This window comes from Nonomuraea sp. B19D2 (genome assembly GCF_040137845.1).
Lineage (GTDB): Bacteria > Actinomycetota > Actinomycetes > Streptosporangiales > Streptosporangiaceae > Nonomuraea.
The window spans coordinates 1-24,632 of record NZ_JBEFAK010000067.1 but is presented as its reverse complement, the minus strand read 5'-3'; the positions used below and the strand labels follow the sequence as shown (position 1 = coordinate 24,632).

The window sequence follows — 24,632 nt, the reverse complement described above, 5'->3', positions numbered from 1 at the left end:
GCCATCTCGCTCAAGGATTATACGGAATAAATTATTCCGTTCTGCTAGAATATGCGTCGATCGGCCGGCACGTCGAGTACGTCGAGCTGACCGTGGACGAGGCACGGGCCAAGTGGGCCGCCGACGGCATGGGCGAGCAGACCATCGAGTTCCTCGTCCACGTCCTGGGCGACACCCCGGAGGTCGGCTACACGGTGGTCCCGGCCGTGCGCGAGATCACCGGCCGGGACGCGCGCAGCTTCGCTCAGTGGGAGGCTAGCCGACGTCCGCGTAGTAGCAGGCCGCCTGCGCCTCGGGGACGGCGGGCAGGACGTCCAGCAGTTCGGACCGGCACCTCGTGTCCACCCCGGCCTCGGCCGCCTTCCCGGAGGCGAGCACCTGGCAACGGGCGTGGAAGCGGCAGCCACCGGGGATCCTGGTCGGGTCCGGCGGCTCACCGGTGAGCACGACCCGCTCCGGAGACTCGGGCAGCACCGACATCAGGGCCTGCGTGTACGGGTGCCGCGGCGCGGTCAGGACCTGCTCCACCGGACCCGACTCGACGATCCGGCCCAGGTACATGACCGCCACCCGATCGGCGATGTTCCAGGCCAGGCCGAGATCGTGGGTGACGACCAGGGCCGACAGCCCCAGCTCCGCGCGGAGCTTGAGCAGCAGGGCCAGGATCTCGCCGCGTACGGAGGCGTCCAGCGAGGCCACCGGCTCGTCGGCGATCAACACCTTGGGGTTCAGCGCCAACGCCCCGGCGATCACCACGCGCTGCCGCTGCCCGCCGGACAGCTCGTGCGGGTAGCGCAGGAAGAACCGGTCGGGCGGCCGCAGCCCTGCCCTGGACAGCGCCTCGGCCACGACCTCCCGCTCGTCCGGCAGTCCGTGGATGCGCGGCCCCTCGGCGACCGCCTCGTACACGGTGTGCCTGGGGTTGAGCGAGCCCATCGGGTCCTGCAGCACGAGCTGCACCTGCCTGCGGTATGCCTTGAGCGCCTTGGAACCGTAGTCCAGCGCGGCGCCGCCGTACCGGACCTCGCCCGAGGTGGGGCGCTCGAGGCCGAGCAGCGTGCGCGCCAGCGTGGTCTTGCCGCAGCCCGACTCGCCGACCAGCGCCACGATCTCGCCCTCGCCGATGGCGAGGTTCACGCCGTCCACGGCCCGGGCGCGGCGTCCGCGCGAGGAGAACTCCACGTGCAGGTCGCGGGCCTCCAGCAGGCTCGGCCTGGCTGTCACGACCGACTCCGTGGTGGTCTGCGTCTCGGTCATGAGCTCCCCTCCTTCTCGCGTACGTGCACGCAAGCGGCGGTACGGCGCTCGCCCGCGGGCCACAGCTCCACGTCCAGCGTCGCGCATTCGTCCAGCGCCACGGGACAGCGCGGATGGAACGGGCAGCCGCTCGGGAGCTGCATCGGGTCAGGCGGGTCGCCGCCGAGGCCCTTCGGCGCCAGCCGCGAGGCCGGGTCGCCCACCGTGGGGAACGCCGCCGCCAGCGCCCGGCTGTAGGGGTGCCTGGCGTCGTGGAAGACCTCGGCGGACGGGCCGTGCTCGACGACGCGGCCCGCGTACATGACCGCGAGCTGGTCGCACACGTCCGCCAGGACCGACAGGTCGTGCGAGATCATGATCAGCGAGATGTCGTGCTCGGCGACCAGCTTCTTGATCAGCGTCAGGACCTGGGCCTGCACCATCACGTCGAGCGCCGTGGTCGGCTCGTCGGCGATGATCAGCCGCGGCGAGCAGGCCAGCGCCATCGCGATCATCACGCGCTGCCGCTGCCCGCCGGACAGCTCGTGCGGGTAGCTGCGGGCCCGCCAGGCGGGCAGGCCGACCTGTTCGAGCAGCTCGGCCACGCGCTTGCGGGCGGCGTCCGGCTTGGCCAGGCCGTGTACGAGCAGCGGCTCGGCGATCTGGTCGCCGATCCTGCGCACCGGGTTGAGCCCGTGCTGCGCGCCCTGGAACACGATCGAGGCCTCGGCCCACCGCACGGCACGCATGCGGCCCCACTTCATGGTGAGCATGTCCTCGCCGTCGAGCAGGATCCGGCCATCGACGCGCGCGTCGCGGGGCAGGAGCCGCAACAGCGCCATGGCCAGCGTCGACTTGCCGGATCCCGACTCGCCGGCGACTCCGAGTGCCGCTCCGGAGTCGAGCGTCAGCGACACACCGCGCACCGCCGGAACCTCGCCCGAGGCGATCCGGTACGTCACCGACACGTCGTCAAGTTCAAGAAGACTCATGCGATCGACTCCGTCGCTCGCATGAGTCTTTGACTGCTGTGTCTGATTGTTCTCTCGCTTCGCTCGCTCACGCCGCCCTCCTGAGCCGCGGGTTCAGCACGGCCTCCAGAGCCCGCCCGACCAGGGTGAACGCCATGACGACGACGAGGATGGCCAGGCCGGGGATGATGATGTACCACCAGGCGCCCTGCGTGGCCGCGCCGAAGTCGTAGGAGGCGCGCAGCATGGTGCCCCACGAGGTCTTGTTGGCGCTGGCGCCGAGGAAGGCGAGCGTGGACTCCGTGACGATCGCGCTGGCCACCTCCAGCGTGGTGCTGGCCAGCAGCAGCGGCGCCACGTTGGGCAGCACGTGCCTGGTGGTGACGTGCCAGTGGCCCGCGCCGAGGGCCTTCGATCGCTCGATGTACGGCCTGGCCTCGACGGCCATCGTCTGGGCCCTGATCAGCCGGGCGGTCGCGGGCCACGTCGTGATCCCGATCGCCATGATGATCGTGATCGTGCTGCCGCCCAGGATGGCCGCCAGCACCAGGGCGGTGACCAGGGACGGGAGCACCAGGAACCAGTCGGTGACCCGCATGAGCGCGCCGCCGAGCCAGCCGCGGAAGTGTCCGGCGACGACACCGATCACCAGGCCGATCACGATGCTGAGGAACGCGGCGAGAAAACCGATGAGCAGGGACGTGCGCGAGCCCCACCACACCATCAGCAGGATGGAGCGGCCCGACTCGTCGGTGCCGAACGGCTCGTCCAGGCTCGGCGCCGCCCACTTCGCACCCGTGCCCTTGACGACGCTGGTGACGTCCGCGCTGATGAACAGCGGCGCGATCAGCGCGAGCAGCACGGCGACGACGAGGATGCCCAGCCCGACCATTCCGGTCCGGTGATGGCGGAACTCGGCCCAGAAGCGGCTCAGCGCCAGCCGCCTGCGGGCGGCGGCGACACTGGTCATGCCGACCTCACCCTCGGGTCGAGCATGTGGTAGACCACGTCGGCCAGCGCGTTCATGATGATCACTGCCACGGTGATCAGCAGGAACGTGCCTTGCATGAGCGTGAAGTCGGGCACACTGACCGCCTCGTAGAACAGCCGGCCGAGACCGGGCCAGGTGTAGATCGTCTCCACGGTGACCGCGCCGCCGACCACGAACCCGATGCGCAGGAAGACCAGGGTGACCGTGGGCAGGAGCGCGTTGGGCACCGCGTGACGGCGCCGGACCTCGTCGTCCCGGAGCCCCTTGGCCCTGGCCACGGTCACGTAGTCCTGGCTGACTTCCTCCAGCAGCGAGGAGCGCATGACCAGGAGGTACTGCGCATAGACCACGGCCACCAGCGTCAGGCACGGCAGCACCATGTGCGAGGCCACGTCCAGGATGTACGCGAACCCGTCCGGCGCGTCCACGCTCTCTATGCCCCTGAACGGGAAGATGCCGGGAATGGGCCCGATGCCGACGCCGAACACCATCATCAGCAGCAGTCCCAGCCAGAACGTGGGCACCGACCACAGCGCCAGCGACAGGCCGGTGGAGAACCTGTCGAACCTGCTCCCGTGCCGCCAACCGGCCCGCGTCCCCTGCCAGATGCCGAGGCTGACCGCGATGACCAGTCCCGTTCCCGCCAACAGCAAGGTGGGACCTATGCGGTCGCCGATCAGGTCGAGCACCGGCCGCTTGTACTCGTAGGACATGCCCAGGTCGAGCCTCAGCGTGTCGCCCACGAAGTCGAAGAACTGCTGGAGCAGCGGCTTGTCCAGACCGAGCAGGTGGCGTTCGCGGTCGAGCTGCTCCGGCGTCATGTTGCGGCCCTGCGCGAGGTTCCGCACGGGGTCGCCGGGCAGAAGCCGGAACACGAAGAACGTCCCGACGATCACCATGGCGATGCTGAACAGCGCCCCACCGGCCTTGGACAGCGCGTACTGCAGCGTGCCGCGACGGGTGGGGCGCTCGTCACCAGGGCCCGCCGCCTGGGCGGCGGGCTCTGCTGCTTCTAGCGGAGTGGTCATTCGCGCTCGTCGGCCACGCTCTTGCGCCGCCTGGTCAGAAGGAAGGCCGCCAGTCCGATGACCACGACGCCGCCCACGATGCCGACGATGAGGCCGGTGTTGGAGCCGCCGCCGCCGCTGCCACCGCTCGCCGCCGTGGCCTTGACGTCCACGGTGTAGAACGGCCAGTAGCCGCTGCCGCCGTACAGGAGGCCCTTGTCCTCAGGGATGGGCGTGATGCTGGTGATCCGGTCCTTGCGGTAGCCCTCGAGGTCGTTCGGGTAGTAGATCGCGATGACCGGGGCCTCGGTGTAGAGCCGCTCCTGCATCTTCTTGATGGTCTCGGCGCGCTTGGGCCGGTCGAGCTCCTTCAGCTGCTCCTGGTAGAGCTTCTCGAAGGTCTCGTCGCAGAAGAACGACTCGGTGCCGCCGCCCTCGCCGCCCGGGGCCGGCCTGCGGCTGCACAGGTGCGTGGCCAGGACCTCTTCGGGGTCGGGGTTGACCGACCAGCCGCTGATCGCGATGTCGAACAGACCGGTGACGCCGGTCTCCTCGGTGAACTTGCTGGAGTCGAGCTTCTTGGTGGTCAGCGTGATGCCGACCTCCTTGAAGAAGCCCGTCAGGTACTCGGCGAGCTTGTCCTCGATCGGCACCTCGGTGTGGATGCTGAAGCGGAACTCCAGCTTGCGCTTGCCGTCGGGCATCGTACGGACGCCGTCGGAGCCCTTCTTGTAGCCGGCGTCGTCGAGGATCTTGTTGGCCTTGGCCGGGTCGTACGTGACCTTCCCGTCGCCGGTGGCCTCCCAGAAGAAGTCCTTGTACATCGGCGGCACGATCGAGCCGTCGGCGGGCTTGGCCAGGCCGTTCATGACTTCGGCGACCAGCTTCTGCTTGTCGATGGCGTAGTGCAGCGCCTGGCGGACCTTGACGTCCTTAAGCGCCGGGTGGCCGTCGCCGACGGGCTTGTCGTCGGTGGTGGTGGCGCCGTGGTTGATCTGCAGGTACTGCGCGCGCCGGCCCTGGGTGTTCCACGCCTCGATGTTCGGGTCGTTCTGGATCGCCGCGAACTCGGGCGGCTGCAGCCGGCCGATCAGGTCGATGTCACCGCTCTTCAGGCCGGCGATCGCGGCCTGCGGGTTGTCGTAGAAGATGACCTGCAGCTCGTCGACCTTGGGCTTGCCCCGCCAGTAGTTGGGGTTGGCCTGCAGCTTGACGTACTGGTCCTTCTTGTGCTCGATCGCGATGTACGGGCCGCTGGTCACCGCCGGGTACTTCTCGGCGTCGTAGTTCGCCATGTCGGTGACCGACTCCCAGACATGCTTGGGCATGATCGGGATCGGGTTGTCCAGCATGGACGCCTGCGGCGACTTGAGCTTGATCGTCAGGTCCTGGCCGCTGGCCGTGACGCTCTCGAAGTTCTCCACCGCCGGGCCGTTGGCCGTCTTGGCGGCCTCGTCCGTCATGATCTTGTTGAACGTCCAGGCCGCGTCATCGGCCGTGACCGGCTTGCCGTCCGACCACTTGGCCTGGCGGATCTTGAACGTCCACGTGAGCCCGTCCGGCGACGTGCTCCACGACTCGGCCAGGTCCGCACTGGGCTGCAGGGTCTTGGAGTCGGGCACCGTGAGGTAGCCGTACATCCAGCGGTGGATCGACGTCGAGACCAGGCGGACCGCCAGGAACGGGTTCATCGAGTCCATGGACTGCGTGGCGCCGATGCGGACGACCTTCTTCCCCGCCGCAGGCTCCTGAGCATGGGCCGCTGTCGCGCCCTGACCTGCCACTAACAGCGCGACACCCAGCGCTGCCAGGCGCGCGAACCATTTCCTCATAAGTGCCTCACCTTCAGGCGGGGGTTTTCCTGTGTAGGGAAAGGCAAACCATACGGAGACCGCGTGTCAACGCATGGCGGAAAATTGTTTCATTCTCGTTTCCTTTTTCGGTGTAAATTTTCACCAACCTTGGCGCCACCGCGATCCGGCGCCCCTGCCGGCCCTGCCAGATATTTCAGCGCGCAACCTTTGATACGTTGAGGAACATGAAGTGGCTCACTGAGGACGAGCAGCGCGCCTGGCGGGCGTTCGGCACCGCCACGCGGCTGCTCACCGAGCGCCTCGACCGGGACATACAGGCTGCGGGCATGCCACTGACCTACTACGAGCTGCTGGTCATGCTCTCGGAGGCGCCCGACAGGACGTTGCGGATGGCCGAGCTGGCCAAGTGGACGCGGACCAAGCCGAGCCGCATCTCCCATGCCGTGGGCAAGCTGGAGCAGGCGGGCTGGGTGCGCCGCGAGCACTTTGCCGCCGACCGGCGCGGCTGGCTGGCCGTGCTGACGGACGAGGGCTTCGAGGCCCTGCAGGCGGCGGCCCCCCGGCACGTCGCCAGCGTGCGCGACAACCTGATCGACGTGCTCAGCCCTGAGCAGTTGCGCCAGCTCGAGGAGATCGGCCGGACCCTCCTCGACCATCTCGGCGATTAGAGCCGATCCCCCGGGCGGCAGAGGGCGCATACAGCTGATCCCCTCGGATAGGGGGACAAGAGATGCAGCCCAAGGGGGAGTTCACATGTTGGACGGCAAGACCATCGCGTTCCTGGTCGCTCCCGAAGGAGTGGAGCAGGTAGAGCTCACCGAGCCGTGGAAGGCGGTCAAGCAGGCGGGCGGCACTCCCAGGCTCGTCTCCACCCGGTCGGGCCAGATCCAGGCGTTCCACCACCTGGACAAGGCCGACAGGTTCGCCGTGGACGAGACGGTGGACGACGCCGACCCGGCCTCGTTCGACGGCCTGGTGCTTCCTGGCGGCGTCGCGAACCCCGACTTCCTGCGCATGGTGCCGCAGGCCGTGCAGTTCGCCCGCGCCTTCTTCGACGCGGGCAAGCCGGTGGCCGCCATCTGCCACGCGCCGTGGACGCTGGTGGAGGCGGACGTCGTACGCGGCCGCACCGTCACCTCATGGCCCAGCCTGCAGACGGACCTGCGCAACGCGGGGGCGACGTGGGTGGATCAAGAGGTCACGGTGTGCACGGAAGGTCCGAACACCCTGGTCAGCAGCAGAAAGCCGGACGATCTCAAGGCGTTCTGCCAGGCCGCGACCGACGCGTTCGGGGAGGAGCCGGGCCCGGCCCGCTGACGTCACCCGAACAGGGCCTCAGCCAGGCCCCTGACCGAGGACTTGAGCCGGGCCACCCCACCGTCCGCCATGACGTGCCGGGCCAGGTCGGCGTCGAAGGAGCCGAGCAGCGCGTGGGCGGCGAACTCCGCGTCGAGGCCGCCCTCGCCGCCCGACATGGCGCTGCGGGCGCGCCCGGCCTCCGCGATGAGCGCGGTCACATGCGCGTGCCAGCGTAGATAGGTCGGATCGCGATACTTGTCATCGGCGCAGGCTCGCTCGTGCGCGGCGAAAAGGGCGAGGTTGCGCTGGGCGAGCTCGGCCAGCTCGTCCAGGAAGGCCAGCAGCCGCTCTCTGGGCGGCGCGCCGGGCCCGAGCGGCGAGCCGGGCGACTCGATGGCGAGCGCCAGCGCGGCCGCCCGCTCGGCGAGCAGCTCCTGGAAGAGCCCGGTCCTGCTGCCGAAGCGCCGGAACAGCGTGCCCTTGCCCACTCCCGCCGCTGCGGCCACCCGGTCGAGGGAGATGTGCTCGGCCCCGTGGGTGGCGAGCAGCTCCTCCGTGGCCCGCAGGATCGCCTCCCGGTTGCGCGTGGCGTCAGATCGCACCCCTCACCCTCCTTCGAGCTTGCAACCGGACTGTCGGTCCTCATACTATCCCTGCCATCGAAGCGGACCGTTAGTCCGCATCTGTGTGTCAGGGAGGTTGCGCATGCGCGCATTGGTGGCGGGTCCAGAGGCCGAGGGACGATTCGCGGAGGTGCCCGAGCCCGCGCCGGGACCGGGTCAGGCCCTCGTCGAGATCCATCACGTGTCCGTGAACTTCAGTGACTTTCGGCATATGGGACGCCTGCCGCAGAGCACAGTGCTCGGCTACGACGCGGCCGGGGTCGTCCTGCGGGCCGCCGAGGACGGCACGGGTCCCGGCGTGGGTGCGAGGGTGGCGGCGTTCGGGGCGGGGGCGTGGGCCGAGCGGGCGGCGTTCGGCACCGGCTCGATCGCCGTGGTGCCTGACGAGGTGGATCTGGTACGGGCCGCCGCCCTCCCGATGGCCGGGCTGACGGCGCTGCGCTCGCTGCGGGCCGCCGGGCTCGCGGCGGGTTCGCGCGTCCTGGTCACCGGGGCGTCGGGCGCGGTGGGGCGGCTGGCCGTGCAGCTGGCCCGGCGGTCGGGCGCGCACGTCATCGCCTCCGTCAGCAGGCCGGAACGCACCCACCACCTGACAGCCGATCCCGCCGTCGAGGTGGTCGTGGGTCTCGACGGCGTCGAACCGGTCGACATCGCGATCGAGACGGTCGGCGGCCCGGCGCTCGTCACCGCCTGGTCCCTGCTGAAGCCCGGCGGCAACCTCCAGAGCATCGGCTGGGCGTCAGGACAGCCCGCCACCTTTCCCCCGAACTCGACGTTCTCCCTGGGCCCGGCCAGGTCGCTCAACTCGTTCGGCGACGTGGCGGCCCCCGCCGCGGACCTGGCCCACCTCCTCGCCCTCATGGCCGCCGGCGACCTTTCCGTCGAAGTGGGCTGGCACGGCTCATGGGAGGACTTCGAGGACGCCAAGGCCGCCCAGCTCGGCGGTTCCGTCACCGGGAAGATAACCCTCAAGGTTGGCCGAGTGCCCTGACGAGCCCGAAACCAGCCTGTAACGCCTTGTCCTCGAGGAAGAAATGGTCTAGATGTAGTCCAAATGGAGCGTCCTCCGCGCCCCCAGGGAGACCTCAATGACCACTGAAGAGGATTCCAGGCGACTCGCCGAGCTCGGCTACAAGCAGGAGCTGGCCCGCACCTGGAGCGGTTTCTCGAACTTCGCCATCTCCTTCTCGATCATCTCCATCCTCGCCGGCTGCTTCACCACCTTCGGACAAGCTTGGAACAACGGCGGCCCCATCGCCATCTCGTGGGGCTGGCCGCTGATCTCGCTGTTCATCCTGATCATCGGGTTCTGCATGTCGGAGCTGGTGTCGGCGTACCCGACGGCGGGCGGCATCTACTGGTGGGCCGCCACGCTGGGCAAGCCGATCCACGGCTGGTTCACCGGCTGGCTCAACCTGATCGGCCTCATCGCCGTCACCGCGTCGGTCGACTACGGCTGCGCCACCTTCCTCAACACCACGCTCAAACTGCTCACCGACGGCGCGTGGGAAGCCACGCTGTCACAGGCGTTCCTGCTGTTCGTGATCATCCTCGCGGCGCACGCACTGATCAACATCTACAGCCACAAGCTCATCGCGCTGCTGCAGAACATCTCGGTCTGGTGGCACGTCGCGGGTGCCGCGATCGTGGTCGCGATCCTGATCTTCGCGCCTGACCACCACCAGTCGCTCGGCTTCGTCTTCGGCGGCACGAACAACAACTCCGGCTTCGGCTCCGGCTCCGACGGGCTGTCGTTCTGGTTCTACGTGCTGCCGCTCGGCTTCCTGCTCACCCAGTACACGATCACCGGCTTCGACGCCTGCGCGCACGTGTCGGAGGAGACCCAGGGCGCGGCCAAGACCGCCGCCCGCGGGCTGTGGCAGTCGATCTTCTACTCGGCGATCGGCGGCTGGATCCTGCTGCTGTCGTTCCTGTTCGCGGCGACGAACGTGGACGAGATCAACAAACAAGGCGGGTTCGTCGGGGCCATCTTCGAGACCGCGCTCTCGGCCCCGCTGGCCACGGCGGTCTTCGCGATCTCCACGATCGGCCAGTTCTTCTGCGGGATGAGCTGCGTGACGTCGATGTCGCGCATGACGTACGCGTTCTCCCGCGACGGCGGCGTGCCCGGCTGGCGGCTGTGGTCGAAGGTGGACCGCAACCGCACCCCGGTCAACGCGATCATCGCCGGCTGCGTCGCGGCCGCCCTGATCACCGTGCCCGCACTCTACGCGCCCCCCGGCCTGACCACGCCGGTCGCGTTCTACGCCGTCGTGTCGATCGCGGTCGTCGGCCTCTACCTGGCCTTCCTCATCCCGATCTGGCTCCGGCTGCGCATGGGCGACGCCTTCAAGCCGGGCCCGTGGACGCTCGGCAGGAAGTACAAGGCACTCTGCTGGATCGCCTGCATCGAGATCGTCGTCGTCTCGATCTACTTCATCATGCCGTTCTCGCCGGCCGGGACCCCCGGCAACAAGGACTTCACCTGGACCTCGGTCAACTACGCGCCGATCGCGGTCGGGGTCGTGCTGATCGGCATCGCCCTGTGGTGGAGGCTGTCGGCCAAGCACTGGTTCACTGGGCCCCGCCGCACCGTCGACGAGGTCCCGGCCTCCTGACGCTCGCGTGGGTACGGCTGACGCGCCGTACCCACGTGTCCGTCAGGACGCCTCGAAGGCGGCGGCCACGGCCGTGCGGACCTCGTCCATCGAGGCCGCGCCCAGCTCGCGCTTGAGCGAGGTCATGTCCACGTCGGGCATCCCGCAGGCGACCGCCCAGTCCCAGGGCGTCAGGTCACCGTCCACGTTGAGCGCGAACCCGTGGCTCGTGACGCCCCTGCTCTGCCGCATGCCGATCGAGATGATCTTGCGGTTGGTCTCGGTCGTCCAGACGCCGGTGAGCAGCTCCGAGCCCGGCGGCGTGTCGCGGCGCTCGGCGGGCAGCCCCAGCTTGCCCAGCGCCTCCACCAGCCGCAGCTCCACCTCGCGCACGTAGTCGACGATCCCCTGGTCCTCGTCGAGCTTGACGACGAGGTAGCCGACGAGCTGCCCGGGCCCGTGGTAGGTGAGCTGGCCGCCGCGCCCGGTCTCCATGACGGGGATGCCCCGGGCTGGGTCCGGCAGGTGGGACATCGGCGTGCGGCGCCCGATCGTGTAGACGGACGGGTGGCTGAGCAACCACAACGTGTCCGGCCGCGCGTCCTGCTGGCGCTGGCCGACCATGTCGGTCATGCGCTCCATCGCCGTGTCGTAATCGACGAGATCGTCCTGAATGAGTGTCAGCGGCCTTGCCCTCATCCTTCGAGGATAAACCGCGTTCCGAGCAGCCCGGACTCGGGATCCCGCAGGGAGGGATCGCCACCCGTGTAACCATTTTTCCACTTCTTACCGAAGATCCGCAGAAAGCCGTGGCCTTCGGGCCAGGGATGAATGCGGTCCCCGCCAGGGGATGGACCGCCGAAGGCGGGACAGGCCGGATCGCATAGCGCGGGCCCGAAGCCTTTGCTATCTTGAACACGGACGATAACCAAGCCTGTACGGAACGAAATCACAAGGCGGCCGGGCCAGTCGCCTCAGGGCGTGGAGACCTCCAGACGGTGGTCGGGTCTGTGAAACGCCAAGCACCCCGTTCCACAACTCGCGGCGTCTGCGCCGCGGGTTCCCGCCGAAGGCGGGACGGGAATCCTCGCCGTTCACGGCGGGGTGCAGGTCAACAAGCAGGGGCGTGAACCGACCCCGAACTGGAAGGACGATGCGGGCGGCGCACCGAGGCAGCCACCCGCTGGCGACTAGCGCTCAGCCGCAGCAGGCCGTCCGCCGATCCGCGGTGGGCGGCCCGCCCAGCACGCTACGCCGCCGTACGGTAGCTCCGCGGCTCCTCCGGGACGAGGATCCACATGGCGACGTAGACGACCCAGAGCGGTCCGGGAATGAGCGACAGCAGCAGCCAGAGGATCCGGACGAGGGTGGGCGGCAGGCCCATCTTGTCGGCGAGACCACCGCAGACCCCGGCCAGAATCCTGTGTTCTCGTGAGCGGTACATGATGTTTCCTCCGTGTGTGACGACCTACCCGTGAAACGGACGGCCAGGCCGACGGACTCCCGTCAGGAACCCTGAGAAAACCCTGTAAGGGTCAGCCATTCATGCGCCATGCCCAGATGTCTGCTGGTCAGACCCGTTGTGGGGTCCACGTGGATGAGGAGGAAATCATTCAGACCCTGATGCACCCTGAGGTACTCCTCGTCCTCCGCCCACACCTGGTCGTCGAACCAGACGAACGGCCGCCGCCCCGCGTACGCGGCCACGTGCGGCGTCTTGAACATCTCCCCGTACTCGGAAGGCACGTCCGGGTTCATGGGAATGACGGGGAGCGAGGGCAGGCCGATCCTGGGAGCGATCCATTCGTTGGCGTGCTGCTCCCACGTCGTCGCCCAGACCAGCTCGGAGCCGGTCGTCAGGGCCAGGTCGAGAAGCCGGCGGCCGTGCCGGGGGTTGAGGTTCACGATGTAGACGTCGCTGCCGATCGTGCACCGGTAGCGCCTGAAGTCGGGGGTGGGCCGTCCCATCGGGTTCAGCACGCCGTCCACGTCCAGCAGCAGAAGAGGTTTCATCCGGCTCGGTACTCCTGCGGGCTGATCCCCCGTACGCGCTTGAAGGCCGCGCTGAGCGCGAACGGGCTCCCGTACCCCACCTTCCTGGCCACCGACCCGATCGTCGCGTCCGGCTCGCGCAGCAGGTCGGCGGCGAGCGCCAGGCGCCAGTCCGTCAGGAAGGCCATCGGCGGTTCGCCCACCAGGTCGGTGAAGCGCCTGGCCAGCGACGCCCTGGAGACGCCCACCTCGGAAGCCAGGGCGGCGACCGTCCACGGGTGGGCCGGATTGTGCTGCATCAGACGCATGGCCCTGCCCACCACCGGATCGCCCATCGCGCGGTACCAGCCCGGCGCCTCGCTCGAGTGCGTGGCGAACCACGAGCGCAGCACCGCGATGAGCAGCAGGTCGAGCAGCCGGTCGAGGACCGCCTCCTGCCCGGGCTCGTCCCTGACGATCTCGGCGCCGAGCAGCGAGATGATCGGGTCGCCCGGCTGGGTGAGCAGCGTCGGCAGCGCCTCGAGCAGCCGCCTACTGACCTCCCCCTCCAGGTTGTACGTGCCGGTCAGCAGCACCGTGCTCCCGTCGGGGTCGTTGCCCCACGTACGCACGCCCAGGTCCATCTCCTGGTGGAGCGACCGGCCGTCGGGCGTCGAGCAGTGCTGGCCGGGGTGGATGACGATCTGCGGCGCGATGCCCGGATCCGAGGCCACCGTGTACGGCTCCGGCCCCCGGCTGATCGCGACCTCCCCCGGCGAAAGCCGTACGGGGCCGGCGTCGTCGGGCACGATCCACGACTCCCCGCGCACTTGCGCGATCACTGACAGCGGGGCCTCGTCCTGGATCCGGAGCGACCAGGGCGGGCGGAGGATCGACCGGAGCAGGAAGGCGCCACGAGCTCGCGGGCCGTCGAGTAGCGCCGCGAGGTGATCCATGGGCTAGACGATCGCATATGCGAATGCGCTTCTCAACCATGGAGAGTCTTATGGGTATGGCGGCTTACTAGGCATATGACGATTCTGGTGCTGGGCGGCACGGGCAAGACCGGCCGCCGTGTTGCTGACCGACTCACCGCTCTCGACCTGCCCGTGCGGATCGGGTCGCGACCGCTCTTCGACTGGCAGGACCGGGCCACGTGGCCGAAGGCCCTCGACGGCGTGACGGCCGTCTACCTCTCCTACTACCCCGACCTCGCCTTCCCCGGCGCGTACGACGACGTCAAGGCGTTCACGGAGCTGGCCGTGAGCGGCGGCGTGCGGCGGCTGGTCCTGCTGTCCGGGCGGGGCGAGCCGGAGGCGCAGGCCAGCGAGCGCACCGTCCAGGAGTCCGGCGCGGAGTGGACGGTGGTCCGCTGCAGCTGGTTCATGCAGAACTTCAGCGAGAGCTTCCTCCTCGGGCCGGTCCTCCAGGGCGTCATCGCGCTTCCGGCCGACGACGTGCCTGAGCCGTTCGTGGACGTGGAGGACATCGCGGACGTGGCCGCCGCCGCACTCAGCCAAGAGGGCCACACGGGCAAGCTGTACGAGCTGACCGGGCCACGGCTGCTGACTTTCCGCCAGGTGGCGAGCGAGCTGTCCGAGGTCATCGGCAGGCCGATCTCGTTCATGCGGGTGACGCCGGAGGAGTACGTGGCCGCAGCCACCGCGCAGGGGGTGCCGCGGGAGGAGGCCGAGGCCCTGGCCGCGATGTTCACCGGCATCCTGGACGGCCGCAACGCCCACGTGGCGGACGGCGTGCGACAAGCCCTCGGCCGCCCGGCCCGCGACTTCGCCGAGTACGCCGCCGCCAACGCCGCGGCGTGGCAGGCCTAGCGGACTCCTTCGTCCCTCGGATCCGCTAGCCTCACCCTCGTCACTCCCGCGTTCTCGGAAGGTTGTCGTCGTGATCGGCTGGTTCGAAGCGGTGGTACTGGGGTTGGTCCAGGGACTCACGGAGTTCCTGCCGATCTCCTCCAGCGCCCACATCCGGGTGGTCTCCGCTTTCGCCGGCTGGCAGGATCCGGGGGCGGCGTTCACCGCCGTCATCCAGATCGGCACGGAGCTGGCCGTGCTGATCTATTTTCGCAAGGAGATCTGGGAGATCATCTCCACGTGGACCAGGTCCCTGTTCAACAAGGACCTGCGTGGCCACTGGGCCGCCCGCATGGGGTGGTACATCATCGTCGGCTCACTCCCCATCGTGGTGCTCGGTGTGGCGTTGAAGGACCAGATCGAGACCGTCTTCCGCGATCTGCGCCTGGTGGGCACCACGCTGATCGTCTTCGCCGTCATCCTCTGGTTCGCCGACCGCACTGCGCGCAACAAGCTCTCGCTGGAGAAGCACCTCAGCTTCACCCACGCCATCGTGTACGGCTTCGCCCAGGCGCTCGCCCTCATCCCGGGCGTGTCCCGCTCGGGCGGCACCACCACCGCGGGCCTGCTGCTCGACTACCGGCGCGAGGACGCCGCCAAATACTCGTTCCTGCTCGCCATCCCTGCCGTGCTGGGCTCGGGCGTTTACGAGCTGCGCGAGATCGGCGAGGGCCCGGCGCCCGAGTGGGGGCCCACGATCCTGGCCACGATCATCTCATTCGTCGTCGGATACCTGGCCGTGGCCTGGTTCCTCCGTTACATCAGCACCCACCGCTTCACCGGCTTCGTGATCTACCGGATCGCCCTCGGCTTCTTCGTGATCCTCGCGGTCACCGCGGGCTGGATTCCGGCACTGGGCTGACGGCGGCCCGCTCGCGGGCGGGGTAGTAGGCCGCCCACGCCTCGTCGCCCATGCGCAGGACCTTGAGCCCGGTCCAGCACAGCCCGATGACGGGCAGGATCCAGAACAGCACGGTCACCGGCCCGTACGGGACGGGGAACGAGGCGACGTAGCCGACGAAGACGAGCAGCGGCACCCACCAGACGAAGCCCGCCCGCCACACGGCCACGGTCAGCAACGGCAGGCCGAGGATCGTGCCGCGACGCGCCGGAATGTCACCTGGTTGTTCAACATGAAAGTGACGGTAGGAGCCGGGACCGCCGGCCGTCGTCCGCCTGCGGACCGACCGGGTGTCACCTGCGCGGCGGAGAAGATCACACCGCCGGAGGCTCAGACGGTGCGGGGATAGCGGCTGCAGAGGGCGAAGACGACGGCGAAGAGGGTCCAGGCGGCGACGTACGCCACGGGGTGTGCCCACGTGTCGCCGACGAGGTCGGCCAGCGTGGTCCGGCCCTCGAAGTAGAGCGCCAGGCCCGCCACCGCGCCCGGGATCGCGCCCCACCAGCGCTTCCACCACACCTCGTGAACGGCCACCTCGAACACCACCAGGGCGATCGGCCCCAGGAGGAGGAACTTCAGCCCGGGCGGGTGGGACAGGAACGCGGCGAGACCCATGACCGCCACCGCCGAGGCGGCCGTCAGGAGCACCACCGCCCCGAAGGGGGCGGGCTCGTTCCTCGGGTCCTCCTCGGGGCGCGTGGGCGGCTCGCCGTCGCCGTCCTCGTTCCGGAGATCACTCACGATCAACATTATGACGATGACCCGCTACCCGACGGACACGCTCTCCTTCGGGGAGATCGCCGCCGGACGGTAGGTCGCCAGCGTGAACAGCAGCCCCACCAGCGCGAGCAGGGTGGCGAGCACGATCACACCTGCGCGGCCGTACCAGTCGAGCGCGGCGCCGCCGGCCAGGCCGGCCACGAAGAGCCCGATGTACTGCGCGGACGACAGCAGACCCAGGCCGATCGGCACGTTGCCGGGCACGGCGCCCACCATCCTGAACTGCTGGGCCGGGGCCACCAGCCAGCCGAGCGCGCCCCACAGGAACGCCCACCCCAGCGCGACGGGCAGGGCGAGGTTCGCGACGGGGATGAGAGCCAGGAACACGGTGCTCGCGGCCAGGCCGAGCAGCACCATCCTGCGCGGCCCGTACAGGTCGGTGAATCGCCCGCCGAGCTGGTTGCCCACGATGCCGCCGAGCCCCCACGCCCACAGCACCGCCGGCAGCGGCAGGTCGAACAGCGACCCGATGTAGGTGTAGGCGGTGAACCCGGCCGCGAACATCAGCAGCTGCGTCGTCAGCACCACCAGGACCTGCCGGTCGCCCAGCGGCGCGAACCGCTCCCGCAGCCGCCCCGACGTCGGGATCCGCACCGCGGGCACCACGGCCGCGACGCCGATGAGCCCGATCACGCCCAGCCCCGACACCAGCCAGAGCGTGGCCCGCCAGCCGGAGGCCGTGCCCAGCCAGGTGCCCAGCGGCACGCCGATCGCGGATGACACGGAAAGCCCGCCCATCACCAGCGCGAGCGCACGCCCGCGGCGCTCGGGCTCGGTCAGCGTGGTCGCCACGCCCGAGGCGGTCGGCGTGAACATCGCCGCACCCGCCGCCGCGACCACCCGGGTGGCCATCACCAGCGGGTACGTCGGAGCCAGCGCGGTCAACACGTTGCCGAACACGAACACCCCCATGGCCACCAGCAGCAGGGTCTTGCGTGACAGCCGGGCGGTCAGGGCGGCGAGCACGGGCGAGAGCACCGCGTACGCGAGCGCGAACACGGTCATGAGCTGCCCGGCCGCCGAAGACGAGATCCCGAGATCCTTCGAAATGGGCGGCAACAGCCCGGCAGTCACGAACATGCCCGTACCGATCGCGAAATTTCCGACAGCAAGCGGGTAGAGCCGGGAGCTCATGCATCCTCCAGCACCATAAAAGTTGGACAGCCATCAAACTGTCGTATAGTTGGACTGTTGTCAAACAATTAGGCGAAGGTAGTGTTTCAGCATGCGCCTGCTCCCGCACCCCGCAACGGAGGACATCCAGCTCACGGAGGTCCTGCGGGCGCTGTCCGATCCCGTGCGCCTGGAGATCGTCGTACGTCTCGCTCTGGGGGGCGAGATGACCTGCGGCGTCGCGGGCGACGACCTCGGCGTGCACAAGTCGACCGCCTCGCACCACTACCGCGCCCTGCGCGAGGCCGGTGTGGTCCTCACCAAGCAGGAGGGGCGGCTGAAGTACATGAGCCTGCGCCGCGACGACCTCGAGTCCTGCTTCCCCGGCCTGCTCGACTCGGTCCTCTCCGCCGCCGGGATCCCGAGCGCCGCCGCGATCCGGAGCGCCGACCTCCAAAGCCCGAGCGCCGCCGCGATCCCGAGCGCCGACGTCCCCGCCCGGCGTTGATGCGGCGCGACTCGCTGCCCATCCGGCACGTCCTGCCCGAACTGCTCGCCGTACTCGACCGGCACGGCAGCGCGGTGCTCACGGCCCCGCCCGGCACGGGCAAGACGACGGTCGTGCCGCTGGCCCTGGCCGAGGCGGGCATGCGGGTGCTGGTGGCCGAGCCGCGGCGGCTGGCCGTACGCGCGGCGGCCCGGCGGATGGGCGTGAGCTACACCATCAGGGGCGAGCGGCACGCGGGCGCGAACCCCATGGTCGAGGTCGTCACGACAGGAGTCCTCCTCCAGCGCCTCCAGCGCGACCAGGAGCTGACCGGCGTGGACGCGGTCATGCTCGACGAGTGCCACGAGCGCCACCTGGATGCGGACACGGCGCTGGCGTTCCTCCTGGACGTCCGCGACACGCTCCGCCCCGACCTGCGCCTGCTGGCCACATCCGCCACCGCCGACGCCGAGCCGTGGTCCCGGCTGATCGGCGGCCCCATTGTCGCGGCCACCGGCGCCACGTACCCCGTCGAGACGGTGTGGGCCCCGCCCGCGCGCCCGGTCGCCCCGCCGCACGGCCTCCGCGTCGATCCCGCCCTGCTGTCCCACGTCGCCTCGGTGGTACGCAGGGCGCTGGCCGAGCGGGACGGCGACGTGCTGTGCTTCCTCCCGGGCGTGGGCGAGATCGCCAAGGTCGCGGGGATGCTGGACGGCGTCGAGGTCCTCCAAGTGCACGGCCAGGCCCCGGCCCACGTTCAGGACGCCGTGCTCGCGCCGGGCACAGCCCGGAGGGTGGTGCTGGCCACGTCGGTCGCCGAGTCGAGCCTGACCGTGCCGGGCGTACGGGTGGTGGTCGACTCCGGCCTGGCCCGCGAGCCGCGTACCGACCACGCCCGCGGACTGGGCTCCCTCACCACGGTCAGGGTCTCGAAGGCCTCGGCCGGCCAGCGCGCGGGCCGGGCCGGCCGCGAGGCGGCGGGCACGGTGTATCGCTGCTGGTCGGCGGCCGACCACGAGCGCCTCGCCGATCACGCGCGCCCGGAGATCGCGCTCGCCGACCTGACGGGGTTCGCGTTGCAGGCGGCCTGCTGGGGCGCACCCGACGCCTCGGGCCTGGCCCTCCTGGACCCGCCGCCGCCCGCCGCGATGTCCGCCGCCACCCGCACCCTGGAGGCGCTCGGCGCCCTCGGCGGCGGCTCGCGGGTGACGGACCGGGGCCGCCGGATGGCGCTCGCGGGCGTGCACCCCCGCCTGGCCAGAGCCCTGCTCGATCTCGGCCCGCGCGCCGCCGAGGTGGTGGCCCTCCTGTCGGAGCAACTCCCCCGCGACGCCGGCGACGACCTGGTGGAGGTCTGGCGCACGGCCCGCCGGGGCGGCACCGGCTTCGCCGCCCGCTGGCGCCAGGAGACCAGACGCCTCCAGCGGGCAAGCTCCGCGAGCGGCCGGGACGTGCCCGATGAGGCGCTGGCCGGGATGGCGGTGGCGCTGGCTTTTCCCGAACGGGTGGCGCGCAGGCGGGGCGGCGGCTATCTCATGGCCTCCGGCACCCAGGCCCAGCTCCCTGAGGGCGGCAAGCTGCACACCGCCCCATGGCTGGCCATCGCGATCGCCGACAGACCGACGGGATCCGCGTCGGCCCGCATCAGGCAGGCCGTGGAGATCGACGAGGAGACCGCCAGGCTGGCCCATCCCACCACCACCGAGGACGAGATCACCTGGCACGTGCCCCCAGGCGAGCGCCACGGCGACGTGCTCGCCCGGACCGTCGAGCGCCTGGGCGCGATCGAGCTGTCCGCCACCCCGCTCAAGGACGCCGACGTCCGCGAGGCCATCCTGCACGGGCTCCGCACGGAGCCCGACGTCCTCACCTGGACGAGACAGGCCAAAGACCTGAGGGACCGCCTCGCGTTCTGCCACCGCGCCCTCGGCGCCCCCTGGCCCTCGATGGACGCGCTCATCGACCTGGCCGACCAGTGGCTGGAGCCGGAGCTGTCCAGGTGCCGCCGCCGAGCCGACCTGGAACGCATCGACGTGGCCGCGGCGCTGAAACGCCTGATCCCCTGGAGCGAACGCCTGGAGAAGGCCGCCCCAGAACGCATCGAGGTGCCGAGCGGCTCCCACATCCGCGTGGACTACTCGGGCGACCAGCCGGTGCTGGCGGTGAAGCTGCAGGAGCTGTTCGGCTGGCTGGAGACGCCCGAGATCTCCGGAGTGCCCGTCCTGGTGCACCTGCTCTCCCCTGCGGGCCGCCCGGTGGCGGTCACCGCGGACCTGGCGTCGTTCTGGCGCGACGGCTACCGTTCCGTGCGCGCGGAGCTCCGTGGCCGCTACCCTAAGCACCCTTGGCCGGAGGACCCGCTCACCGCGCCACCCACTCGCCGGACCAAAGAGAGACGATCATGACGGACGTGGTGGCCGCCGCCCGCGACAACGCCGAGTGGTGCGACGCGATGTGCCGCGCGCACGGCTCGCCCGGCACGTTCACCGCCCTGGCCTGGACCAACCCCGCCAGGACCCCGCGACTCTACCCGGACGCCGTCACCCTCTCCCCCGACGCGACGGCGGCCGACGTGCTCGGCCACATCGACGCCGGCCCGGGCGCGTCGGTCAAGGACAGCTTCGCCACGCTCGACCTGCCGGGCTTCGAGGTGCTGTTCGAGGGTCAATGGATCCGTCGCGAGCCCCCGGAGCGGCGCGAGCCCGCGATCGCCTGGGAGGTGGTGGCCGACGCGGCCACGCTGACCGGCTGGGAGCAGGCGTGCTTCGACGGCGAGATCAGCGGCCTCTTCCTGCCCGCGCTCCTCGACGAGGTCACGATCCTGTGCGGCAGGAGAGGGGGCGCCATCGTCTGCGGCTCCGTGCTCACCCCGCGCGAGCAGGTCGTGGGCGTCTCCAACGTGTTCGGCGCCGCCTCGTGGGAGGGCACCCTGGCCATGGCCGCCGGCCTCTTCCCCGGCCGCCCGCTGGTCGGCTGGGAGGTCGACCCGGAGGACGCCGTCCGGCACGGCTTCACCACGATCGGCCCCCTACGCGTCTGGAGCAAGATCCTCTAGGGTCGGGTTCTCCAGCGCGGGAAACCGCTCGGCCCCCACCCCCACGTCCTTGAACCCGCTCGACGTGGCGATGCACACGACAGGCCCGTCGAAGTCCTCCCGCAGCTGCCGATACCCGGCCAGCCCGGCCGTCCCCGACAGTTCCTGCCACAACCCCTGCCGGGCGAGGTCCCGCTGCGCCACCCGCAGCTCCTCGTCGGTCACCAGCAGGGCCGCACCACCGCTGTCCCGCACGGCCACCACCCCGCGGTGCCCGCCGACCGGCCCGGCGATGCCGTACGCGTCGCTGGCCCCCAGCTCGACGATCGCCGCCGGGGCACCGGTGGCCAGTGCCCACGCGTGCGGCCCGCCGGCGGCCGTCTCGCACGAGAACATCCGCGGCGCGGTGTCGGCCAGCCCCAGCTGCCGCAGCTCCACGAAACCCTTCCACACGCCGTAGAGCAGCTCGGCGTACCCGGTGGGTGTGAAGACGGCCGCGGGAACGCGCCCGAGCTGCAGGAACAGCTCGTAGGCGATCGTCTTGTAGCCCTCGGGCCCGAACGGATGCCCGGTGTGCGTCACGGTCTGGTTGCTGACCGCGTGGTAACCGAGCCGGTCCACGACCTCCCGGAGCAGCGGCCAGCGCGCCTCGACGGGCACGGAGACGACCCGGGCGCCGTACGCGCGCACGAAGGCCTGCACGGCGGGCGGCGAGTCCGCCGAGGTCAGCACGATCGCGGGCAGCCCCGCACGGGCGGCGTAGGCGGCGGCCGAGGCGCCGTGGTTGCCGGACGAGGCCACGACCACGCCGGGCGCGCCGGAGGCGACGGCGGCGCTGACCGCGACCCGGTTCAGGCGGTCCTTGTGTGACCAGGTCGGGTTGCGGGACTCGTCCTTGACGAAGATCCCGTCGAACTCCACCAGCGGCGTCCCGCCCTCTCCCAGCGTGGGCGCCTCCAGCGGCGGCAGCAGCGGCGACCACCGCCCGATGTCGGTGCCCGGCTCCTGCTCGAACAGGCGGCGGTCCACCCGCGCGTAGTCGTAGGTGACCTCGAGCGGATAGGCGATCTCGTCGGTGCTGGTCTTCGGGCAACCACGCGTCAGCGGCGGGAAGAGCGGGAACTCGGTCGCCGGGTCGCCCAGCGAGCGCTGGCGAAGGGCAAGAGACGGTCCGTTCACGCGTACCGACCCTATCGGGGCGGGCGAGCAGGATGCAGACTCTAGTCATGTTGTGGGCAGGCAGGTCCGCTATCGAGATCGCGACGGCCGTCCGGCGTGGGGATGTCACGGCCACGACCGTCGTCGAGGAGCACCTTCACGCCATCTCGGAGCGGGATTCCAAGGTAGGGGCGTTCCGGCTGGTCAGAGAGCAGGCCGTGGAGGAGGCGAAGGCCCTGCGGAAGCGGCGCGAACTGGCGGAGCTGCCGCTCGCCGGCGTGCCGGTCGCGGTGAAGGACAACCTGGAGGTCGCAGGCGAGGCCACCCGCGTCGGGTCCGCGGCCACGGCGGACGTGCCCGCGCCGGACGACCACGTGACGGTGGCGCGCCTGCGTGCGGCCGGCGCGGTGGTCGTGGGCCTGACGAACATGCCGGAGCTGGGCCTGACGGCGTTCGGCGACAGCGCGTACGGCATCGTACGCAACCCCTGGAACCCGTCGCGCACGGCAGGCGGGTCGTCGTCGGGCAGCGCCGCGGCCGTGGCGGCGGGCATGGTGCCGATCGCGCTCGGCAACGACGGCATGGGCTCGCTCCGCATCCCGGCGGCCTGCTGCGGCGTGCTGGCCATCAAGCCCGGCACGGGGCTGGTGCCGCCGCCGGGCGACGGCTGGGACCGGCTGTCGGAGAACGGCCCCCTCGCGACGACCGCGTCCGACCTGGCGCTGGCGCTGTCCGTGCTGGCCGCCGACCCGGCGCTGGCCGAGGCGTGGCGCGGCGGCAGTCGCGTCGAGCCCCGGCCGCCCATGCTCCGCTCGGTCTGGGCGGACGACGACGAGATCTGGGAGCCGCAGCCGCCGCAGGACAGCCAGGAGCCGTTCGACCTACGGGTGGCGTACGCGCCCCAGCCCCTGCCCGCGGGCCTGCCCATGGACAGGGAGTTCCAGGCCGCGGTGCGCGGGGCGGCGGAGACGCTGCGCGTGGCCGGGCACACGGTGGTCGAGCACGGCCACCGGCTGCCTGCCTGGCTCGGCCCGGCCACGATCGCCACCTGGCTCACCAGGGCCGCGGCCTCGCTGGGTGACCTCGACCGGCACCGGCTCGAACGCCGCACCCTCGCGCTCGCCCGCGCCGGGCAGGTGCTCGGCGCGCTCAGGCTGGACGGTGTACGCGGCCGCGAACGCTGGAGCGGCTATGGGGCGGACCAGTGGTTCGGCGACGCGGACGTGCTGATCATGCCCGCTCTGGCCGCCGTCCCGCCGAAGGCCGAGCGCTGGGGCGAGCGCGGGTTCGTCCGCAACGCGCTGGCCAACGTCAGGTACGCCCCCGCCGCCGGCCCCTGGAACATGTGCGGCTGGCCCGCCATCACCGTCCCCCTGGCCACGCACTCCAGCGGGCTGCCCATCGGCGTCCAGATCGCTGCCCCGCCCGGCGGCGAACCCCACCTCCTCGGCCTGGCCGCCCAACTCCAGTCGGCCCATCCACCGCTGAGACCGCCGGGATTCGCCTTCTGAGGCGGCGACCTGCGGCTCAGATCCCGACCGGATGCCAGACGGTCTTGGTCTCCAGGAACCGCGTCATCCTGCCGGTCCCGGGATCGGCCGCCCAGTCCTCGCGGGACGGGCGCAGGACGCGCTTGAGGTTCTCGGCCGCCGCCTGCTCGCAGCTCACCGCCAGCTCGGCGTCCTCGACCCCGGTCAGGTCCAGCGCGTTGACGTCCATGTGCGCCGCCAGCCAGGGCGCCAGCTCGGCCTGGTGCCCGGTGAGGATGTTCACCACGCCGCCCGGCAGGTCGGACGTGGCCAGGACCTCCGCCAGCGTGATCGACGCGAGCGGCGAGCGCTCGGACGCCACGACGACGCACGTGTTGCCCGTCACGATCACGGGCGCCACCACCGACACCAGCCCGAGCAGCGGATCGGCGGGCGCGATCACGGCCACCACGCCGGTCGGCTCGGGCGAGGACAGGTTGAAGTACGGCCCCGCCACCGGGTTGGCCGAGCCACGCACCGCGGCGATCTTGTCGGCCCAGCCCGCGTACCAGACGAGCCGGTCCACCGCGGCGTCCACCTGCTCGAGCGCCGCCTTCTTGCCGCCCTGTTTGAGCGGGGCCAGCTCCTCGGCGAACTGCGCGCGCCGCCCCTCCAACATCTCGGCGACCCGGTAGAGGATCTGCCCCCGGTTGTACGGCGTGGCGCCCGACCAGCCGGGGAACGCCTTGCGCGCGGCCACCACGGCGTCACGGGCGTCCTTGCGCGAAGCGCGGGACGCGTTGGCGAGGAACTCGCCCTTGGCCGAGGTCACCGGGTAGGACCTCCCACTCTCCGAGCGCGGGAACGCCCCTCCGATGAACAGCTTGTAGGTCTTTCTGACGGACAACCTACTCATCGCCCCGCCCTCTCCACGTGGACTCCTGCGACATCTGGACCGGCACGAAGACCTGGCCGCACCGGCTCACGCCGCAGCGGTGGGCGTACCAGCCGGTGCGGACGGGCCGCCCGGCCCTGGCGAAGGCGTGCCCCCTGGTGGCCTGCGCCCGCCGCTTGGCGCGACGGGGACGGCGATGATCACACATCGAGGTACGCCTCCAGCCCGTGCAACCCGCCTTCGCGGCCGTACCCGGATTCCTTGTAACCCCCGAAGGGCGAGGCCGGATCGAACTTGTTGAACGTGTTGGCCCACACCACCCCCGCGCGCAGCTTGTCGGCCATCCACAGGATGCGCGAACCCTTCTCCGTCCAGATCCCGGCCGACAACCCGTACGGGGTGTTGTTGGCCTTCT

Annotated in this window: 27 protein-coding genes; 10 read left to right on the top strand and 17 right to left on the bottom strand. The window is 70.6% G+C overall.

Going from position 1 to position 24,632, the window contains the following annotated elements:
• Nucleotides 1-255: 255 nt before the first annotated feature.
• The 5 genes from ABN273_RS54070 to ABN273_RS54050 all read right to left on the bottom strand — a co-directional run bounded on the left by ABN273_RS54070 (nt 256) and on the right by ABN273_RS54050 (nt 6,037).
• A complete protein-coding gene (locus ABN273_RS54070; RefSeq protein ID WP_349457563.1) occupies nt 256-1,257 on the bottom strand; it encodes an ABC transporter ATP-binding protein in 1,002 nt (333 codons plus the stop codon).
• On the bottom strand, nt 1,254-2,228 hold the full coding sequence (locus ABN273_RS54065) for an ABC transporter ATP-binding protein (protein WP_349457562.1): 975 nt from the start codon (nt 2,226-2,228) through the stop codon (nt 1,254-1,256). Before ABN273_RS54065 ends, ABN273_RS54070 begins: the two co-directional genes overlap by 4 nt.
• A 67-nt stretch (nt 2,229-2,295) precedes the next feature.
• Nucleotides 2,296-3,177 (bottom strand): ABC transporter permease, encoded by an 882-nt coding sequence (locus tag ABN273_RS54060; RefSeq protein ID WP_349457561.1) that lies wholly within the window; start codon nt 3,175-3,177, stop codon nt 2,296-2,298.
• The gene (locus ABN273_RS54055) at nt 3,174-4,226 is read right to left on the bottom strand and encodes an ABC transporter permease (protein WP_349457560.1); all 1,053 of its coding nucleotides are present in this window, start codon (nt 4,224-4,226) and stop codon (nt 3,174-3,176) included. The genes ABN273_RS54060 and ABN273_RS54055 overlap by 4 nt, the downstream gene beginning before the upstream one ends.
• The gene (locus ABN273_RS54050; protein WP_349457559.1) at nt 4,223-6,037 is read right to left on the bottom strand and encodes an ABC transporter substrate-binding protein; all 1,815 of its coding nucleotides are present in this window, start codon (nt 6,035-6,037) and stop codon (nt 4,223-4,225) included. Before ABN273_RS54050 ends, ABN273_RS54055 begins: the two co-directional genes overlap by 4 nt.
• Nucleotides 6,038-6,243: 206 nt before the next feature.
• Between ABN273_RS54050 and ABN273_RS54045 the strand changes: the two genes are divergently transcribed.
• Both ABN273_RS54045 and ABN273_RS54040 read left to right on the top strand, forming a co-directional pair.
• The gene (locus tag ABN273_RS54045; RefSeq protein WP_349457558.1) at nt 6,244-6,687 is read left to right on the top strand and encodes a MarR family winged helix-turn-helix transcriptional regulator; all 444 of its coding nucleotides are present in this window, start codon (nt 6,244-6,246) and stop codon (nt 6,685-6,687) included.
• Between the two features lie 85 nt (nt 6,688-6,772).
• Complete coding sequence (locus tag ABN273_RS54040; RefSeq protein ID WP_349457557.1) at nt 6,773-7,336, top strand: type 1 glutamine amidotransferase domain-containing protein; 564 nt, start codon at nt 6,773-6,775, stop codon at nt 7,334-7,336.
• Nucleotides 7,337-7,338: 2 nt separating this feature from the next.
• Here ABN273_RS54040 and ABN273_RS54035 read toward each other — a convergent pair whose 3' ends face one another.
• Nucleotides 7,339-7,920 carry a TetR/AcrR family transcriptional regulator gene (locus ABN273_RS54035; protein WP_349457556.1) on the bottom strand — a complete coding sequence of 194 codons (582 nt, stop codon included), beginning with the start codon at nt 7,918-7,920 and terminating at the stop codon, nt 7,339-7,341.
• A 103-nt stretch (nt 7,921-8,023) separates the two neighbouring features.
• Here ABN273_RS54035 and ABN273_RS54030 point away from each other — a divergent pair, with 103 nt between their 5' ends.
• Complete coding sequence (locus tag ABN273_RS54030; RefSeq protein ID WP_349457555.1) at nt 8,024-8,932, top strand: zinc-binding dehydrogenase; 909 nt, start codon at nt 8,024-8,026, stop codon at nt 8,930-8,932.
• Nucleotides 8,933-9,029: 97 nt separating this feature from the next.
• Nucleotides 9,030-10,559, top strand: coding sequence for an amino acid permease (locus ABN273_RS54025; protein WP_349457554.1), 1,530 nt, complete (start codon nt 9,030-9,032; stop codon nt 10,557-10,559).
• Between the two features lie 42 nt (nt 10,560-10,601).
• Here ABN273_RS54025 and lipB read toward each other — a convergent pair whose 3' ends face one another.
• The 4 genes from lipB to ABN273_RS54005 form a co-directional block, all read right to left on the bottom strand.
• Nucleotides 10,602-11,237 carry a lipoyl(octanoyl) transferase LipB gene (gene lipB, locus ABN273_RS54020; protein WP_349457553.1) on the bottom strand — a complete coding sequence of 212 codons (636 nt, stop codon included), beginning with the start codon at nt 11,235-11,237 and terminating at the stop codon, nt 10,602-10,604.
• Between the two features lie 550 nt (nt 11,238-11,787).
• A complete protein-coding gene (locus ABN273_RS54015; RefSeq protein ID WP_349457552.1) occupies nt 11,788-11,982 on the bottom strand; it encodes a PspC domain-containing protein in 195 nt (64 codons plus the stop codon).
• A 62-nt stretch (nt 11,983-12,044) separates the two neighbouring features.
• A complete protein-coding gene (locus ABN273_RS54010) occupies nt 12,045-12,551 on the bottom strand; it encodes an HAD domain-containing protein (protein WP_349457551.1) in 507 nt (168 codons plus the stop codon).
• Nucleotides 12,548-13,465, bottom strand: coding sequence for an AraC family transcriptional regulator (locus ABN273_RS54005; RefSeq protein ID WP_349457550.1), 918 nt, complete (start codon nt 13,463-13,465; stop codon nt 12,548-12,550). The genes ABN273_RS54010 and ABN273_RS54005 overlap by 4 nt, the downstream gene beginning before the upstream one ends.
• 75 nt (nt 13,466-13,540) lie before the next feature.
• On the opposite strand from ABN273_RS54005, the gene ABN273_RS54000 reads away from it, so the two are divergent.
• Nucleotides 13,541-14,341: an NmrA family NAD(P)-binding protein gene (locus ABN273_RS54000; protein WP_349457549.1), complete on the top strand. Its 801-nt coding sequence runs from the start codon at nt 13,541-13,543 to the stop codon at nt 14,339-14,341.
• Nucleotides 14,342-14,411: 70 nt separating this feature from the next.
• On the top strand, nt 14,412-15,242 hold the full coding sequence (locus tag ABN273_RS53995) for an undecaprenyl-diphosphate phosphatase (protein WP_349457548.1): 831 nt from the start codon (nt 14,412-14,414) through the stop codon (nt 15,240-15,242).
• Here ABN273_RS53995 and ABN273_RS53990 read toward each other — a convergent pair.
• From ABN273_RS53990 to ABN273_RS53980, 3 genes are all read right to left on the bottom strand, one after another.
• Nucleotides 15,211-15,459: a hypothetical protein gene (locus ABN273_RS53990; RefSeq protein ID WP_349457547.1), complete on the bottom strand. Its 249-nt coding sequence runs from the start codon at nt 15,457-15,459 to the stop codon at nt 15,211-15,213. The genes ABN273_RS53995 and ABN273_RS53990 overlap by 32 nt on opposite strands.
• A 152-nt stretch (nt 15,460-15,611) precedes the next feature.
• On the bottom strand, nt 15,612-16,022 hold the full coding sequence (locus ABN273_RS53985) for a hypothetical protein (protein ID WP_349457546.1): 411 nt from the start codon (nt 16,020-16,022) through the stop codon (nt 15,612-15,614).
• A 24-nt stretch (nt 16,023-16,046) separates the two neighbouring features.
• Complete coding sequence (locus ABN273_RS53980; protein WP_349457545.1) at nt 16,047-17,195, bottom strand: MFS transporter; 1,149 nt, start codon at nt 17,193-17,195, stop codon at nt 16,047-16,049.
• 91 nt (nt 17,196-17,286) lie between these two features.
• Here ABN273_RS53980 and ABN273_RS53975 point away from each other — a divergent pair, with 91 nt between their 5' ends.
• Genes ABN273_RS53975 through ABN273_RS53965 form a run of 3 tightly spaced genes read left to right on the top strand, consistent with a single transcriptional unit; the run spans nt 17,287 to nt 20,716 of the window.
• Nucleotides 17,287-17,682 (top strand): ArsR/SmtB family transcription factor, encoded by a 396-nt coding sequence (locus tag ABN273_RS53975; RefSeq protein WP_349457544.1) that lies wholly within the window; start codon nt 17,287-17,289, stop codon nt 17,680-17,682.
• Nucleotides 17,682-20,066 (top strand): ATP-dependent helicase HrpB, encoded by a 2,385-nt coding sequence (gene hrpB / locus ABN273_RS53970; RefSeq protein WP_349457543.1) that lies wholly within the window; start codon nt 17,682-17,684, stop codon nt 20,064-20,066. The genes ABN273_RS53975 and hrpB overlap by 1 nt, the downstream gene beginning before the upstream one ends.
• Nucleotides 20,063-20,716: a hypothetical protein gene (locus tag ABN273_RS53965; RefSeq protein WP_349457542.1), complete on the top strand. Its 654-nt coding sequence runs from the start codon at nt 20,063-20,065 to the stop codon at nt 20,714-20,716. Before hrpB ends, ABN273_RS53965 begins: the two co-directional genes overlap by 4 nt.
• Here ABN273_RS53965 and ABN273_RS53960 read toward each other — a convergent pair.
• Nucleotides 20,690-21,874 (bottom strand): threonine synthase, encoded by a 1,185-nt coding sequence (locus ABN273_RS53960; protein ID WP_349457541.1) that lies wholly within the window; start codon nt 21,872-21,874, stop codon nt 20,690-20,692. The genes ABN273_RS53965 and ABN273_RS53960 overlap by 27 nt on opposite strands.
• 47 nt (nt 21,875-21,921) lie before the next feature.
• Here ABN273_RS53960 and ABN273_RS53955 point away from each other — a divergent pair, with 47 nt between their 5' ends.
• Nucleotides 21,922-23,364, top strand: coding sequence for an amidase (locus tag ABN273_RS53955; protein ID WP_349457540.1), 1,443 nt, complete (start codon nt 21,922-21,924; stop codon nt 23,362-23,364).
• A gap of 16 nt (nt 23,365-23,380) precedes the next feature.
• Here the strand turns inward: ABN273_RS53955 and ABN273_RS53950 are convergent, their stop codons facing one another.
• The 3 genes from ABN273_RS53950 to ABN273_RS53940 all read right to left on the bottom strand — a co-directional run.
• Complete coding sequence (locus tag ABN273_RS53950) at nt 23,381-24,238, bottom strand: aldehyde dehydrogenase family protein (protein ID WP_349457539.1); 858 nt, start codon at nt 24,236-24,238, stop codon at nt 23,381-23,383.
• The gene (locus ABN273_RS53945; RefSeq protein WP_349457538.1) at nt 24,231-24,425 is read right to left on the bottom strand and encodes a hypothetical protein; all 195 of its coding nucleotides are present in this window, start codon (nt 24,423-24,425) and stop codon (nt 24,231-24,233) included. The genes ABN273_RS53950 and ABN273_RS53945 overlap by 8 nt, the downstream gene beginning before the upstream one ends.
• Nucleotides 24,418-24,632: aldehyde dehydrogenase family protein (locus ABN273_RS53940; protein WP_349456063.1), on the bottom strand; the 215-nt coding region annotated here is incomplete at its 5' end. The genes ABN273_RS53940 and ABN273_RS53945, both read right to left, overlap by 8 nt.

Bases quoted from the DNA above. Each gene is read 5' to 3' on its own strand.
- ABN273_RS54070 (WP_349457563.1), bottom strand. From the start codon at position 1,257: ATGACCGAGACGCAGACCACCACGGAGTCGGTCGTGACAGCCAGGCCG.
- ABN273_RS54065 (WP_349457562.1), bottom strand. From the start codon at position 2,228: ATGAGTCTTCTTGAACTTGACGACGTGTCGGTGACGTACCGGATCGCC.
- ABN273_RS54060 (WP_349457561.1), bottom strand. From the start codon at position 3,177: ATGACCAGTGTCGCCGCCGCCCGCAGGCGGCTGGCGCTGAGCCGCTTC.
- ABN273_RS54055 (WP_349457560.1), bottom strand. From the start codon at position 4,226: ATGACCACTCCGCTAGAAGCAGCAGAGCCCGCCGCCCAGGCGGCGGGC.
- ABN273_RS54050 (WP_349457559.1), bottom strand. From the start codon at position 6,037: ATGAGGAAATGGTTCGCGCGCCTGGCAGCGCTGGGTGTCGCGCTGTTA.
- ABN273_RS54045 (WP_349457558.1), top strand. From the start codon at position 6,244: ATGAAGTGGCTCACTGAGGACGAGCAGCGCGCCTGGCGGGCGTTCGGC.
- ABN273_RS54040 (WP_349457557.1), top strand. From the start codon at position 6,773: ATGTTGGACGGCAAGACCATCGCGTTCCTGGTCGCTCCCGAAGGAGTG.
- ABN273_RS54030 (WP_349457555.1), top strand. From the start codon at position 8,024: ATGCGCGCATTGGTGGCGGGTCCAGAGGCCGAGGGACGATTCGCGGAG.
- ABN273_RS54025 (WP_349457554.1), top strand. From the start codon at position 9,030: ATGACCACTGAAGAGGATTCCAGGCGACTCGCCGAGCTCGGCTACAAG.
- lipB (WP_349457553.1), bottom strand. From the start codon at position 11,237: ATGAGGGCAAGGCCGCTGACACTCATTCAGGACGATCTCGTCGATTAC.
- ABN273_RS54015 (WP_349457552.1), bottom strand. From the start codon at position 11,982: ATGTACCGCTCACGAGAACACAGGATTCTGGCCGGGGTCTGCGGTGGT.
- ABN273_RS54010 (WP_349457551.1), bottom strand. From the start codon at position 12,551: ATGAAACCTCTTCTGCTGCTGGACGTGGACGGCGTGCTGAACCCGATG.
- ABN273_RS54005 (WP_349457550.1), bottom strand. From the start codon at position 13,465: ATGGATCACCTCGCGGCGCTACTCGACGGCCCGCGAGCTCGTGGCGCC.
- ABN273_RS54000 (WP_349457549.1), top strand. From the start codon at position 13,541: ATGACGATTCTGGTGCTGGGCGGCACGGGCAAGACCGGCCGCCGTGTT.
- ABN273_RS53980 (WP_349457545.1), bottom strand. From the start codon at position 17,195: ATGAGCTCCCGGCTCTACCCGCTTGCTGTCGGAAATTTCGCGATCGGT.
- ABN273_RS53975 (WP_349457544.1), top strand. From the start codon at position 17,287: ATGCGCCTGCTCCCGCACCCCGCAACGGAGGACATCCAGCTCACGGAG.
- hrpB (WP_349457543.1), top strand. From the start codon at position 17,682: ATGCGGCGCGACTCGCTGCCCATCCGGCACGTCCTGCCCGAACTGCTC.
- ABN273_RS53965 (WP_349457542.1), top strand. From the start codon at position 20,063: ATGACGGACGTGGTGGCCGCCGCCCGCGACAACGCCGAGTGGTGCGAC.
- ABN273_RS53955 (WP_349457540.1), top strand. From the start codon at position 21,922: ATGTTGTGGGCAGGCAGGTCCGCTATCGAGATCGCGACGGCCGTCCGG.
- ABN273_RS53950 (WP_349457539.1), bottom strand. From the start codon at position 24,238: ATGAGTAGGTTGTCCGTCAGAAAGACCTACAAGCTGTTCATCGGAGGG.
- ABN273_RS53945 (WP_349457538.1), bottom strand. From the start codon at position 24,425: ATGTGTGATCATCGCCGTCCCCGTCGCGCCAAGCGGCGGGCGCAGGCC.